At 60.6% G+C, this 14,368-nt stretch carries 13 protein-coding genes; 5 read left to right on the top strand and 8 right to left on the bottom strand.

Annotation, left to right across the window (positions count from 1 at the left end; genetic code table 11):
- Positions 1-69: 69 nt before the first annotated feature.
- Entirely contained in the window at positions 70-1,200 is a 1,131-nt protein-coding gene (locus tag V6943_RS17130) for an SMP-30/gluconolactonase/LRE family protein (protein ID WP_340554835.1), read from the bottom strand.
- Positions 1,201-1,606: 406 nt separating this feature from the next.
- Between V6943_RS17130 and V6943_RS17135 the strand changes: the two genes are divergently transcribed.
- The 4 genes from V6943_RS17135 to V6943_RS17150 all read left to right on the top strand — a co-directional run bounded on the left by V6943_RS17135 (position 1,607) and on the right by V6943_RS17150 (position 5,475).
- Entirely contained in the window at positions 1,607-3,967 is a 2,361-nt protein-coding gene (locus V6943_RS17135) for a DNA polymerase II (protein WP_340554836.1), read from the top strand.
- A 126-nt stretch (positions 3,968-4,093) separates the two neighbouring features.
- Entirely contained in the window at positions 4,094-4,495 is a 402-nt protein-coding gene (locus V6943_RS17140) for an MbcA/ParS/Xre antitoxin family protein (protein ID WP_197445173.1), read from the top strand.
- Positions 4,495-5,175 carry an RES family NAD+ phosphorylase gene (locus V6943_RS17145; RefSeq protein WP_340554837.1) on the top strand — a complete coding sequence of 227 codons (681 nt, stop codon included), beginning with the start codon at positions 4,495-4,497 and terminating at the stop codon, positions 5,173-5,175. Before V6943_RS17140 ends, V6943_RS17145 begins: the two co-directional genes overlap by 1 nt.
- A gap of 90 nt (positions 5,176-5,265) precedes the next feature.
- A complete protein-coding gene (locus tag V6943_RS17150) occupies positions 5,266-5,475 on the top strand; it encodes a DUF3079 domain-containing protein (protein WP_131651633.1) in 210 nt (69 codons plus the stop codon).
- A 34-nt stretch (positions 5,476-5,509) separates the two neighbouring features.
- On the opposite strand, the gene V6943_RS17155 is transcribed toward V6943_RS17150, so the two are convergent.
- The 6 genes from V6943_RS17155 to V6943_RS17180 are packed head-to-tail and all read right to left on the bottom strand — an operon-like array spanning position 5,510 to position 10,950.
- Positions 5,510-7,474, bottom strand: a complete 1,965-nt coding sequence (locus V6943_RS17155; protein ID WP_340554838.1) for a response regulator — start codon at positions 7,472-7,474, stop codon at positions 5,510-5,512.
- Positions 7,464-8,294, bottom strand: coding sequence for a sensor histidine kinase (locus V6943_RS17160; RefSeq protein WP_219853161.1), 831 nt, complete (start codon positions 8,292-8,294; stop codon positions 7,464-7,466). The genes V6943_RS17155 and V6943_RS17160 overlap by 11 nt, the downstream gene beginning before the upstream one ends.
- A 34-nt stretch (positions 8,295-8,328) precedes the next feature.
- Positions 8,329-9,339, bottom strand: coding sequence for an ATP-binding protein (locus V6943_RS17165; RefSeq protein ID WP_181104437.1), 1,011 nt, complete (start codon positions 9,337-9,339; stop codon positions 8,329-8,331).
- Positions 9,336-9,740 (bottom strand): anti-sigma regulatory factor, encoded by a 405-nt coding sequence (locus V6943_RS17170; RefSeq protein WP_181104298.1) that lies wholly within the window; start codon positions 9,738-9,740, stop codon positions 9,336-9,338. Before V6943_RS17170 ends, V6943_RS17165 begins: the two co-directional genes overlap by 4 nt.
- Positions 9,737-10,099, bottom strand: a complete 363-nt coding sequence (locus V6943_RS17175; protein WP_131651629.1) for an STAS domain-containing protein — start codon at positions 10,097-10,099, stop codon at positions 9,737-9,739. The genes V6943_RS17170 and V6943_RS17175 overlap by 4 nt, the downstream gene beginning before the upstream one ends.
- A complete protein-coding gene (locus tag V6943_RS17180; protein WP_181104295.1) occupies positions 10,099-10,950 on the bottom strand; it encodes an STAS domain-containing protein in 852 nt (283 codons plus the stop codon). The genes V6943_RS17175 and V6943_RS17180 overlap by 1 nt, the downstream gene beginning before the upstream one ends.
- A 456-nt stretch (positions 10,951-11,406) precedes the next feature.
- Between V6943_RS17180 and V6943_RS17185 the strand changes: the two genes are divergently transcribed.
- Entirely contained in the window at positions 11,407-13,527 is a 2,121-nt protein-coding gene (locus V6943_RS17185) for a putative bifunctional diguanylate cyclase/phosphodiesterase (RefSeq protein ID WP_340554839.1), read from the top strand.
- A 5-nt stretch (positions 13,528-13,532) separates the two neighbouring features.
- On the opposite strand, the gene V6943_RS17190 is transcribed toward V6943_RS17185, so the two are convergent.
- Positions 13,533-14,210 (bottom strand): TIGR04211 family SH3 domain-containing protein, encoded by a 678-nt coding sequence (locus V6943_RS17190; RefSeq protein ID WP_197445169.1) that lies wholly within the window; start codon positions 14,208-14,210, stop codon positions 13,533-13,535.
- Between the last annotated feature and the right edge of the window lie 158 nt (positions 14,211-14,368).

The following is a 14,368-nucleotide window of genomic DNA, read 5'->3' on the forward strand; positions in this document are numbered from 1 at the left end:
TTGTGACATAACGAACAGCCCGAGCCGACAGGGTGGCTTTGCAGGCGCCACCCTGTCATTTTCGTCCTCTCAGGGCCTGGCCCCAGGTATGAGCATGCCGAACGTAGCGTCTCGTGTATTGACGTACAGCGCGTAGATCGAATGGCTGCTCGCCATGAATAACCGATTGCCCTTGCTACCGCCGAAACAGAGATTGGCGCAGCGTTCGGGCAGCCTGATCTTGCCGATCGCCGTGCCCTGCGGATTGAAGATCATCACGCCGTCCAGCTCGGCGGTTTTGGCTTCCGGTGAGCCAGAACTGCCCCAGCCGCACCAGAGATTGCCATCCTCGTCGCATTTGATGCCGTCGAGCGCGCCATGGGTGGGAGCTTCGATGTGCTTGCGGCGCTCGCCTAAGGTGCCGTCATCATTGACCGAGTAGGCCCAGACGAGACGATTGGGCTTCGCACGGCCTTCGACCACGTAGAGTTCCTTTTCGTCAGGCGAGAAGCAAATACCGTTGGGGCCAGCAATCGAATCGATTACTCGGGTCACTGCACCGGTTTTTCCATCGATGCGGTAAACCGCGTCTGGCAGTTCGGTCTCGATCTTGTGCCCCTCGTAGTAATTGGCGGTCTGGAAGGGCGGATCGGTGAACCAGATCGAGCCGTCCCGTTTGATCGTCAGATCGTTGGGCGAATTGAAGCGCTTACCCTCGAAGTTGTCGGCTAGCACCGTAATGCTGCCATCCGGTTCGGTGCGGGTGACTCGGCGGCCCTGACCGTTGGTGGTCGAGCCTTCACAGACCAGTAGCCGACCCTGCATATCGCGGTTCAGGCCGTTGGAGTGGTTCGAGGTCTCGCGATAGGCATCGAACGAGCCCGTGATTTCGTCCCAGCGCATGATGCGGTTCTCTGGAATATCGCTGACCAGCAGGTAGCGACCATCACCGACCCAGACCGGGCCTTCCGCCCAGCGCATACCAGTGGCGAGCTGCTCGACGCTGGCGTTGAACAGTCTGTACTTGGCAAAGCTTTCATCGAGGATCTCAACCAGCTCGTCTGGGTAACGCTGGGTCAGTGGCTGCGCAACCGCGAGTCGGGACAGGCCCAGACCGCCCATGGAGGCCACACCCGCCGACACCATCAGCGAGTTCTTTAGAAATGCACGGCGCGCGTTGCGCTGATCATCGGTAACGGAGTCATCGTTCGTAGTTGTCATGGCGGTGCGTCCTAACGTGAATGTCTTTTTATGGGCGAAGCAGCCCATACCCGCGAAATACAGATTGCGCGGATCGGGCGAATCAGCGAGTTGCTAGCGGTTCAGACGAGGTGGGCTGTGTGCGTAGAGAAACTGAGACAGGAGCGTTTCCGGTTTCGGCATTAACGAAGGGGACATGGTGGATCCATTGTTATTGTTTGGTTTTTGTCATCGTACAACTTGGCTGAGTATTGTTAGCCTTTGTAAGGTTGTCAAAGTGAGACGCACTAAATAGCGGTTTCTAGAAGCCCTGTTTACTGAATGCTCGCCCTGTCATCGTATGACTGGCTCGGCTGCCGTTCCTCGCGCCTGTCCAGGCAATGCCACGTAGAATGAGCGCTTACGAGAGAGGTGGGGATGGCAAACAGTGGATGTTGAGCAGGGCTTCGTCCTGACCCGGCACTGGCGCGACACGGCGGCCGGGACCGAGGTGGAGTTCTGGCTGGCGACCGATACGGGGCCGCGTCGGCTCCGCGTGCCGTATCAGCCTTCGGTTGCGTTCATTCCGGCGGCGCAACAGCGCAAGGTCAAACTGCTGCTCAAGGGCGAACGCGACGTCGAGCTGCGGCCGTTGAATCTGACCGATTTCCGTCATCGTCCGGTGCTCGGGTTCTATTGCAAGCAGCATCGGCAGCTGATGAATCTCGACAAGCGCCTGCGCGTCGCGGGCCTCGACGTCTACGAAGGTGATATTCGCCCGCCGGAGCGCTATCTGATGGAGCGCTTCATCACCGCGCCGGTCAGCTTCGTCGGCCAACTGGACGCCTCAGGTGTGCTGGTCGATGCGCAACTCAAGCCGGCACCGGGTTACCGGCCGCAGCTGAAGCTGGTCTCGCTGGACATCGAAACCACCATGCGTGGCGAGCTGTATTCCATTGCGGTGGAAGGCTGCGGGCAGCGTCAGGTCTATATGCTCGGGCCGGCCAACGGTGACGCCAGTACGGTGGATTTCCAGCTGGAATACTGCGACAGCCGCAAGCAACTGATCGAGCGGCTGAACGACTGGATGGCGTTGCATGATCCGGATGCGATCATCGGCTGGAACCTGGTGCAGTTCGATCTGCGGGTGCTGCGCGAACAGGCTCAGCGTTATCAGGTGCCGCTGCGGCTGGGGCGTGGCGGCGAAGAGATGGCCTGGCGCGAGCATGGCAGCCGCAACAATCATTTCTTCGCGGCGGCGGCGGGGCGGTTGATCATCGACGGCATCGAGGCGCTGCGCTCGGCGACTTGGAGCTTCCCCTCGTTCAGCCTGGAAAACGTCGCGCAGACGCTGCTCGGCGAAGGCAAGGCGATCGACACGCCGTACCAGCGCATGGATGAAATCAACCGCATGTTCGCCGAGGACAAGCCGGCTCTTGCGCGCTACAACCTCAAGGACTGCGAGCTGGTCACGCGAATCTTCCACGAGACCGAAGTGCTGACCTTCCTGCTCGAACGCGCCACGGTCACCGGTCTGCCGGCTGATCGCAGCGGCGGCTCTGTGGCCGCGTTCGAACATCTCTACATTCCGTTGATGCACCGCCAGGGCTTCGTCGCGCCCAATCTCGGCGAGCGCCCGCCCGAAGCCAGCCCCGGCGGTTTCGTGATGAATTCGCAGCCGGGCCTGTACGAATCGGTGCTGGTGCTGGACTACAAGAGCCTTTACCCGTCGATCATTCGCACTTTTCTCATCGACCCGGTGGGACTGGTCGAAGGCATGCGGCACGAGGATGACGATTCGGTGCCGGGCTTTCGCGGGGCGCGTTTTTCCCGAACGCGGCATTGCCTGCCGGCCATCGTCGAGCGTATCTGGGAAGGGCGCGAAGCGGCTAAGCGCGAGGGCAACAAGCCGCTGTCGCAAGCGCTGAAGATCATCATGAACGCCTTCTACGGCGTGCTCGGCTCCAGCGGCTGTCGTTTTTTCGATCCGCGGCTGGCCTCGTCCATCACCTTGCGTGGGCACGAGATCATGCGTCGCACCCGCGAGCTGATCGAGGCTGAGGGCTACAGCGTGATCTACGGCGATACCGACTCCACCTTCGTCTGGCTCAAGCGCGCCCACGACGACGAGGACGCGGCACGCATTGGCAAGCGCCTGGTGCAGCGGATCAACGCCTGGTGGCGTGACCATCTGCAACAAGAGTACGGCCTGCAAAGCGCCCTGGAATTGCAGTACGAGAGCCACTTCAAGCGCTTCCTGATGCCCACCATTCGCGGCGCGGAGGAGGGCAGCAAGAAGCGCTACGCCGGGCTGGTCACGCGCCCCGATGGCAGCGATGGGCTGGTCTTCAAAGGACTGGAAACGGTACGCACCGACTGGTCGCCACTGGCCCAGCAATTTCAGCAGGAGCTGTACCGGCGCATCTTCAATCGCGAGCCCTATCAGGATTACGTGCGCGACTATGTACGCCGCACGCTGGCCGGTGAACTGGACGAGTTGCTGATCTTCCGCAAGCGATTGCGTAGACGGCTGGATGATTACGATCGCAACGTACCGCCACATGTGCGGGCTGCGCGGATCGCCGATGACTACAACCTGCAGCAGGGCCGCCAGCGGCAATACCAGAACGGCGGCTGGATCCAGTACCTGATCACCGTGGCCGGGCCGGAGCCGCTCGAAGTGCGGCGCGCGCCGATCGACTACGACCATTACGTGACCCGCCAGCTGCTGCCGATTGCCGATGCGATCCTGCCGTTCGTAGGTGACAGCTTCTCAGCGCTGATTGACGACCAGCTCGGATTGTTCTGAGTTGCGCTCTATCGTGATCACAGCAAGCCAGTTTTATGGTCAGTTATACATATATGTATTTAATAGTTGAAATAATACATATGCGTAGTAATCTGTTGGCTATGCGATAACCAGGCAGAAGTAACGATGAAAACCGAACAGGCAATCAGCAAGCCGGACATCCATTCACCCGATGCGGGGCGAGTTGCGCTGACGTTCTTCTTCAACCTCATGCAACTGTGGGAGTGCAGCGCCGAGCAACAGCGTGTTCTGCTCGGTTCAGTGGGCAATACCACCTATTTCAAGTACAAGAAGCTCCCCGAAGTTCGTTTACCGCGCGATACGCTGGAGCGGATTTCCTATCTGATGGGCATCCACAAGGCGCTACGGATCATCTTCAGCAATCAGGCGGAGCGCGCGTACGAATGGGTGCACAAACCCAATGACGCCGCGCCATTCAATGGCATGAGCGCGCTCGATTACATGCTCGGTGGGCAAGTGGTCGATCTGGCGGACGTACGTCGTTATCTCGACGGGGTTCGTGGCTGATGGCGTGGCAGGAGGTTCTGCCGGCCTGGCGGCGGGCGTATCGCATCATCAATAGCTCGTTTCCGCCGTTGACGGTGTTCGAAGACACGCTCAGCCCGGAGGATCTGGAAATCGCTTTTGCGCTTGAAGCCATGACCAACGACCGTTTGCGCGAAGAGGCGGGGCTATTGCAGCGCGTGGCGCCCGGTGACCGAGTCAGCGGGCCCGGCTCGACGCCGGTGATGGCAGCCTTTACCCATATCGGCAATGCCAGTCGGTTCAGCGATGGCAGTTACGGTGTCTATTACTGCGCCAGTTCCATCGATGCGGCCATCGCCGAAACCAAGTTCCATCTGGAACGTTTCCTGACAGCCACGCGTGAGGCGAATGTGGAAATCACCATGCGCGCGTACGTAAACAAGATCGTCAAACCGGTGATCGACGTACGCGACATGCCTGAGTTGCATCAGCCCGATCCGGCCGCCTATGGCAACAGCCAGGCATTCGCCCGCGAACACCGTGACGGCAAGGCCTGGGGCCTGCTTTATCGAAGCGTGCGGCTAGACGGGCATGAGTGCGTCGCTGCATTCCGCCCGCAAACGGTCTCGCTGCCGGTGCAAGGCCCGCATTTTCGCTACGTGTGGGATGCGCGTGCGGGCGCGATTACCCACATTCTGCAGATCAGCGAGGTGCTGGTTTGAGCCTCAGCGGGGCGTTGTTGATCATGATCAAGTCCGCGCGGGGAATGGCCGAGTAGCCTGAGCGCTCAGCTAGCGCACAGAGGCCCGAACATGGCCAAGAAATTCCCGATGAATCCTCCACACCCCGAACGCATCTGCTGGGGCTGCGATCGCTATTGTCCGGCCGACTCGCTCGCCTGCGGCAACGGTGCCGGTCGTACCCAGCACCCGGCGGAAATGATGGGGGACGATTGGTACCTGTACGGCGATTGGGGTTTCGATCTGATCGCGACCGACAAACCGGACGAAAAGGCGGGTTGAGCGACCGAGCGAGTCGTGTTTGGTTTGTGTCGGTCTAGTTACGATTGAGCCGATTCGCCGAGGCCGTATCGAGCACTCGGCGCACCTTGGCAAGTAGCTCGCTGATTTGAAACGGCTTGACCACCATATCCATACCTTCGGCCAGAAAGCGGTCGCGACGCACCGCATTTTCCGCATAACCGGTCATGAACAGCACTGGCAGGGCGGGACGATGGGTCCGCGCAACATCGGCTAGCTCGCGCCCCGAGAGTTGTGGAAGGCCCACATCCGTCAGCAGCAGGTCGACGCTTGGATCGTCCTGCAGCACCGATAACGCCGTCGCGACATCTCCCGCCTCGCTGCACCGATAGCCCGCTTCGCTGAGCATCTCGAGTACCAGCATGCGCACCGCCGGCATGTCTTCGACGATCAGTACATGCTCGCTGTTGCCCTTTGGCGTGTCGCCGATGGGGGCGGCGGTGTGGCCGATGTCAGTAGCTGCGGGCAATACCAGCGTCACTTCGGTGCCCTGGCCAACGACACTGTCGATCCGTGCCTCACCACCTGACTGACGGGCGAAGCCATATATCGAAGACAGGCCCAGGCCGGTGCCCTGGCCGAGCGGCTTGGTCGTGAAGAAGGGGTCGAATACCTTGCCGATGACCTTTGCGGGAATCCCGGCGCCATCGTCCTTCACGCTCAGCGCGACGTAATCACCATCGGCAAGTTCGGTATTGCCTGTGGATCGCATGGATGTCGTACGGATGACGATATGGCCGCCGTCAGGCAATGCGTCCCGTGCGTTGATGACCAGATTCAGCACAGCGCTTTCCAGCTGATTGGCATCCACCTGTGCGATCGCACCTTGCTCGCAGAGGTCGAGCTTCAGCTCGATGCGCTCGCCGATGGTGCGCTGCAGCAGCTCTTCGAGGGAGCGAATCTGATCGTTGATATTGGCGGGGCGGGCGTCCAGCGGTTGTTGGCGGGCAAAAGCCAATAGCCGATTGGTCATCGAGGCGGCGCTGCGTGCGGAGCTCAGGGCGGTGTCGGCGAAGCGCAATACCGCGTCGCTGCGGCCTTCCTGAAACCGCTGTTTGAGCAGCTCGATGCCGGTGATGATGCCGGTCAGCAAGTTGTTGAAGTCATGTGCGATGCCTCCGGTCAGCTTGCCCAGAGCGTCCATCTTCTGTGCTTGCATCAGCTGCGCTTCGGTGCGCACACGTTCGGCCACCTCGCGTGCGAGTTCGCTGTTCACGCTGTCGATCTGTTGCAGTTGCGAGCGTTCGCGTTGGCGTTGCTCGGTGACGTCCTCGACGAACACGAGGCCAAGGTCAACGGCGCGATAGGGCGAAACCTGCCATTTGGTTTCACGCAGCTGACCGGCAACGTGCATGTTCAGCGTGCCCTGCCAGCGAGCACCGCTGGCCAAGCTTTGACGAAGCTGCTGCAGCTTGTCTTCCTGGTTATCGGCAAGGCGGGCGAGCAATGCCGAAGCACCGTCACGATCCCCCAGCAGCAGTTCGAATGCCGGGTTGCATTCATGGATCTGCAGCTGCGCATCGATCACGACAATCGGTGCGGCCACGCTGGTAAAGATTTCACGAAAGCGCGCTTCGCTTTCACGCAGCGCATGCTCGGTGTCACGGACGCGCAATAGCGTGCGCAGCGTGGCGAGCAACACGTCCGGGTCGACCGGATGAATGAGGTAGGCATCCGCACCGGCATCGAGCCCGGTGATGATGTCTCCGGTCTGGATCGACGCGGCAGATACGTGAACCACGGGCAGCAACTGGGTGCGCTCGTCGGCACGCAACTGCCGGACGATATCGAAACCGCTCATATCGGGCAGGTTCACGTCGAGAATCAGCGCATCGATTGCTTGCTCGGCGATGAGTGTCAGGCCTTCGTCGCCGGTTCCGGCTTCGAACACGTCATAGCCGTGCCGCTCCATCACCCGACGTATCGCGTAGCGCGTCGCGGCGTTGTCATCGACTACCAACAGTTTGCACTTACGCTCCATCGACCGGCTCCGTGGTAATAGATAGTGGAATGATGACGAAGAAGGTGGAGCCGACACCCGGTGTGCTTTCCACTCCGACGCGCCCACCGAGCAGTTCGGCGAACCGCTTGCACAGCGACAGTCCCAGACCGGTGCCGCGCAGACGCTTCTGCAGAGGCGTGTCGATCTGCACGAAATCTTCGAACAGGTTGCCGTGCAGGTCGTGCGGTATGCCGATACCGCTGTCGGTGACGGCGAAACAGACTTCGTGCTCGCCTTCGCGGCGTGCTGAAATGCGTACTTCTCCGCGCTGCGTGAACTTCAATGCGTTGGAAATGAAATTTCGCAGAATCTGCGCCAGCTTCTTGTCATCGGTATACAGGCGCGGGATGTCCTGTGGTTCTTCGAAGATCAGATCCACCGTCTCGGCGTCGACGATGGGGCGAAACATGCCGCGCAACGCGGCGAACAGATCGAGCATGTCGAACCACGCCGGCGAAATGCTGATTCGACCTGCCTCGATCTTCGCCAGATCGAGTAGATCGTCCACCATGTCGCTCAGCTCGGAGGCCGCACCGCTGATGAACAGGACTTGCTTGTGCTGCTCGCTGCTCAGCGGCCCGTCCAGCTCGTCGCTGAGCAAGCGCGTGATGCTGCGAATCGAACCCAGCGGAGTGCGAAACTCGTGGCTCATGTAGGACAGAAAGCGGCTTTTGAGATCGGAGGCCTGACGTAGCTGCTCGGCTTGAATGTCGAGTTCGGCATACAAAGCAAGAACGCCCTGATTGGTTTCGTCGAGCTCGGCGCGTAGCGACTCGTTCTCGCTGCGCAGCCGTTCCAGCTGGCTGAGGTCGGTATCGTTACCGCCGTTCGAATCAGTCACGCGTTGCCTCCAGAGCGATTACCAGAACGGTCGCATCGTCGCGTCCGCGACAATAATCACGGTGTAGTACCGTGGCAATGATGGCCGGGTGGCGGTGTGCCAGCCCCGGATAGTCGCGCAGATTCCAGCGAGATTGCAGGCCATCGCTATACATGATCAGCAGTTGAGCCCCCTCGACGGGATAGTCGAATGCGCGCGCTTTGCGAAACTGCGAACCGACTATTCCAGGATGCGAGGCCAAGCCCCGACTTTTTTCCGCGTTGAGCAGGCTGGCGCCAATGTTGCCAATCCCGGCGAAGCGCAATACCCCGAGGCGGGGGTCGAACAGCGCGACGGCTGCGGCGCCGCCGCGGGTTCCGTTCATTGCCTGATGCATATCGGCAATGCTGATTTCCGGCTCGGCGAAAGGCTCAGCGGCAAATACGCTGGCACCACATTTGCCGGCATGCTCCGCCTCTTCGCCGTGGCCGATGCCGTCGATCACCAACGCGCTGATTCGCTGTCCGTCGATAGCCACATGCCAGACGTCACCGCATGCGGGATCGTTATTTAATGAATGTTGGCTGACACCAAAGCGCACAGGCAGCGCTGCGACGCCGCGTCGGAATAGCTGTACGAGTACGACCGATCCTTTGTGATCCGAGTAGGCGTCGAAAACCTGCGCTTGGCGCATCAGCGCGCCCAGCCCTGTACCTTGCGTGCCGCCAGTGGAAAAGCCATCGGCCAGGCACTCGTTGAGTGAGAAGCCTGGCCCTCGATCCACCGCAACGATCTCGACACCACTTCCGTTTTCTGCCGTGATCGAGCGCAGGTGAAGGGCGCCCTGGCCGGCATGCTTGAGCAGGTTGGTGGCGAGCTCGGTAGTTGCCAGCGCGACACGTCCAGCATCGGTTTCATCGAAACCCAAGTCCGTGGCCAGGCGCTGCGCAACGCGGCGGGCATGGCCCACCTGGCTGCTGTCGTCGATGGGTAGCACCTGCGTCAGCGAGCCGGGGAGATTCATGCCCATCGGACGATACTGATTCGGGTACCGATGCCTGGAGTACTGTCGAGTTCGAACTCATCCACCAGCCGTTTCGCACCGGTCAATCCAAGACCGAGCCCACCGCCGGACGTCCAGCCATCGGTCATGGCCAGCTTGATGTCGGGTATTCCGGGGCCTTCGTCACGGAACGTCAGGCGAATACCGGTACGGGCGCTTTGCTCGATGATCTCCCAGTCCATATCGCCACCGCCGCCGTAGACAACGGTGTTACGGGCCAGCTCGCTGACTGCGGTTACCAGCTTGGTCTGATCGATCAGGCGCATGCCGCAATCCTGTGCGATCCGGCGGACCGCCTGACGCGCCAGTACCACATCCTGTTCGATGCGTACCGGCAGGCTGCCACTGGCGCGCACGGTCATTTATCGGCCATCCGTCTGTGCAGCAGTTGCATGCCTTTTTCGACATCCAGCGCCGTACTGACGCCCTGCAGGGTCAGGCCCAGTTCGACCAGCGTGATGGCGACGGCCGGCTGCATGCCGACCACGACGGTCTCGGCGTCCATGATGCTTGAGAGGCCGGAAATCGAGCTGATCATGCGGCCGATGAACGAGTCGACCATGTCCAATGCGGAAATATCGATCAATACGGCACGGGCCGAAGTCGCGCTGATGCGTTCGGCAAGGTCGTCCTGCAGGGTCATGGCCAGCTGGTCGTGCATGTCGACCTGAATGGTGACGAGCAGGAAGTCACCCATTCGCAGTATAGGGATGCGTTCCATCACACCGCCTTGGTTACAGTCAGGCCGGAGCGGCGCAAGGCCAATGCCAGTGCGTCGGCGAGGGATGCCTTGGTGACGATGCCCTGTAGATCGAGGCCGAGGTGAACGATGGTCTGAGCGATCTGCGGGCGCACGCCGCTGATGATGCAGTCAGCGCCCATCAGGCGGATGGCCGTGACGGTCTTGAGCAGATGTTGCGCCACCAGGGTATCGACGGTAGGCACGCCAGTGATGTCGATGATGGCGATTTCCGATCCGGTGTCGACGATGCGCTGCAGCAACGACTCCATCACGACCTGAGTCCGCTGCGAATCCAGCGTGCCGATCATGGGCAACGCCAGTACGCCATCCCATAGTTTGACGACCGGCGTTGAGAGTTCCAGCAGTTCTTCCTGCTGGCGCTTGATCACCGCCTCGCGGGACTTCTGGTAAGTGCGCACGGTATACAGACCGAGGTCGTCGATCAGTTCGGACAATGCCCAGAGCTGCTCGGCCAGCAGCGCCGGCTCGTCGGCGTATTCGCTCTGCAACAATGGCATCAGCGGGCGTTTGAGCGAAAAAATGAAGCCTGCGGTCTGCTGTGAATCGAAACCCAGCTGCACCCGGCTATGGGACAGTTTTTCCAGGTACTGACGCATCTCGTCCCAGCTGGCTGCCTTGACGTCACCCGACTCGGTTCTGCTGGCCCCAGCGATCAACAGGCGGATGAATTCTTCCGTTTGCTGGCGAAAATCTTCGGTTTTGATAGTGCGGTACAGGCCACTGGATTCCAGCTCGGCAGACCATTTGGTGAGCAGCTCTGACTGATTGCTGGCGATGACGTTGAACGTGCGTTGTTGCAATAGAGCCATTGGCGCTGCTTCCTGAGTAGACGCATGCTGGGGACGGCTGCGCATGCGGATATGATTCGAATGAATTGCTGACGTTCCGGCTGACGCGAGGAGTTTTGCCTCAGCGTTTGAACCGCAGCGATCCTGTTTGCCGGACCCTTCGAAACGCCGAATAGCCCGCATTTCGCCTCAAGTTGTGCACTGGGTCAAGGATTTTACACCCCTGATTCTGACTGGAAGGCTGGGTGTGGCTGCGCAAAACGCAAATATGGACTTGAGGGTTGTACCGAGGCCTATCAACTTGCCAGCGATGTCGATTGGCATAACGACCCACAGCAGCACGGCGTGCATTGGTCTGACCGGCGCTACCCGTTCGGCGGATATGTGTTGCCCGCTCTTCAGAAAACGTCTCAGCGAGCGATGAACTGGCATGTCGGTGAGGCCAGTGCAACGCAGCCCTTCGCAGGAACCCAAACCATGCTGGTTGGTAGCTATAACGAAATCCTGGTGTTCTTCTCGTTCCTCGTCGCTGTGCTTGCGTCCTACACCGCGCTCGACATGGCGGGGCGCGTTGCGACCGCTGAAGGTCGTGCGGCGCGCCTATGGTGGATCGGTGGCTCGTTTTCCATGGGGCTGGGCATCTGGTCGATGCACTTTGTCGGCATGCTGGCCTTCAGTTTGCCGATTCCGCTTGGCTACGACCCCTTGATCACCACGGCCTCGCTGGTCATCGCAATCGCGGCGTCTGCCTTGGCGCTCTGGCTGGTGTGCCAGCAGACGCTGCCCTGGCTGCGGCTCGCGCACGGCGCGGTTCTGATCGGCTGCGGTATCGCGGTCATGCACTACAGCGGCATGGCGGCGCTGCGAATGCAGCCGGGCATCGTGTATGACATGGGATGGTTGAGCGCTTCGGTGGCCGTCGCCATCCTGGCCTCGGCCGCTGCTCTCTGGCTCGCATTTCGCCTGCGCGCAAACGTTTTTCGCGTACGGTTATGGCGGGGCATCGCCGCAGTGATCATGGGGCTCGCGATCGCCGGCATGCATTACACCGGCATGGCTGCGGCGAGCTTTCCGGACGGGAGCTTCTGCGGCGCGTCCAATACCGGTCTGGATACCAACTGGCTGGCTCTGTTGGTGATCATGCTGACGCTGGCGGTCCTGGCAATCGCGCTGATCGTCTCGATACTGGACGGCCGCATGCAAAGCCGTACCTCGATGTTGGCCAGTTCGCTGGAAAAGGCCAACAGTGAGCTGATCCAGCTTGCCCTGCATGACAACCTGACCAGATTACCCAACCGTCTGTTGCTCGAAGATCGGCTAAGCCAGGCGCTCAAGGTCACCCAGCGGGAGTCGTCCACCTTCGCCGTGATGTTCATGGACTTGGATGGCTTCAAGGCCGTGAACGACGCCTTCGGTCACCATATCGGCGATGAACTGCTGATGAGCGTTACCGAGCGGCTGCGCGCGTGCATTCGCGCCCAGGACACGCTGGCGCGGCTGGGTGGGGATGAGTTCGTGCTGCTGGCCGCCATCACCGGACCTGATGACGCCGCAACGCTGGCCGACAAGCTGGTGCAGTGCATCGATGAGCCCTTCGCGCTGTCCCGTTACCAGCTGCGGGTGTCGCTCAGCGTCGGCATTGCGGTGTACCCCAGCGATGGCGAAACCGAGCGCGACCTGCTGCTGCATGCCGATGCCGCCATGTATCACACCAAGAGTGCCGGCCGGAACGGCTACAGCTTCTTTGAAGCCTCGATGAACGCGAACGCGGCTGAGCAATTGCAACTGCTGCACGATCTGCGCATGGCTGAAGAGCGGAATGAGCTGCGCCTGCTTTACCAGCCGAAATTCGAAGTGCCGACCGGGGATGTGCAAGGCTTCGAGGCATTGCTGCGTTGGCAGCACCCGACGCGTGGCTTGCTCGCGCCCGACGTCTTTCTGCCGATGGCCGAGAAAACCGGCTTGATCATATCCATTGGAAAATGGGTGCTGGCCGAGGCGTGCTGCCAATTGCGCGAATGGCATCTTCAGGGGTTCAGCCATTGGAGTATCGCCGTCAACCTTTCAGCTGTGCAGTTCGAGCAACCGGGCCTGCTCGAGATGGTGGCCGAGGCGATCGACCGCCATTGCATCCCCGCTGCGAATCTGACCCTCGAAATCACTGAAACCGTAGCCATGCGCAACGCGGAAGCGACCATCGAAACCTTGAGGAGCCTCACCGACTTCGGCGTGAAAGCCTCCATCGATGACTTCGGTACGGGATATTCGAGCCTGCTTTATCTGAAGCGACTTCCAGCCAGCGAGCTGAAAATCGACCGTGCGTTCGTCAAAGAGATGAGCGTCGGCAACGAAGACTCAGTGATCGTCTCGGCGATCATTGCGTTGGGTAAAGCGCTGGGCCTGGAAATTGTCGCGGAGGGCGTGGAAACGCCCGAACAGCGGGCGTTCCTCACCGAACTCGGTTGTGAAACGCTTCAAGGCTTTCTACTCGACAGGCCAATGCCCGCCGCGCAAATTCTCGAGCGCATGATGCAGGCAGGGCCGGGTTGGTCATCGTCCGTGGCAGGCGTCACGAAGCGGATATCCGAACCCGGTTAGGTGGGCTAGAACCAACGGTCGTTGCGCTTGCGCCCGCGCGTCATGGCCGGAATGATCAACCCGGCCAGCAAGCCCGCGCCGGCGATGCTGCCGCCGTAAACCATGTAGCGCATCAGCACCTGATTGTTCTCGTCACCCAGCCGAGCCTGGGCGTCGCGCAGGTCCGACTCGGTAGCCGTGAGTGCTTCGTCGAGCGCTCTGCGGCGCGCTTCCAGCTCATCGATCAAGGCCTTGCGTGAGTCCAAGGTCTCTTGCATGCCTTGCACGCGGGCCTTCCAGTTGTCGTCGATTGTCTTTAATTCTTCACTGAGTTCGGCGACCTGCTGCTCGAGCTGCGGCAGGCGCTCGGCCTGGCCGGGAATTTCTTGCAGATCACTGCTGCGGATCCAGACGCGATCGCCGTTCTCGCCGCGAACCTGGCTGTAGTCGCCCTGGGTATCGAGCAACTCGACTTTCTGCCCTGACGTAAGACTACCGACGATGCGATAGCCGTCGGTTGGGCCGCTGCGTACGTAGGTGCTCAAGGTATCGCTGACCCAGCGATCGTTGGTCGCTTGCTGGGCTTGGGCCGGTGCGACGACGGCCAGCAGGGTGCCGAACACACCGACACGAACGACGCGGCTCTGAGTGGTCAACCAAGTAAAACGGGATAGAAGAGCGAGACGATGGCGAGATAAGGACATTGGCGGTCTTCGCGTTGAAAAATGAAGGCCCCGGTGAACGGGCCGAAAACAAACGACCCGGCGCTGGCGAGTTGACCAGCATGCCGGGATGGGGCGAACAGCAGACGTACGGATGTGCCGATTGGGAGAATGTCTTATCCCAGGGGTTGGGCACGTGA

Source organism: Pseudomonas sp. CBC3 (genome assembly GCF_037967085.1).
Taxonomy (GTDB): Bacteria; Pseudomonadota; Gammaproteobacteria; order Pseudomonadales; family Pseudomonadaceae; genus Stutzerimonas.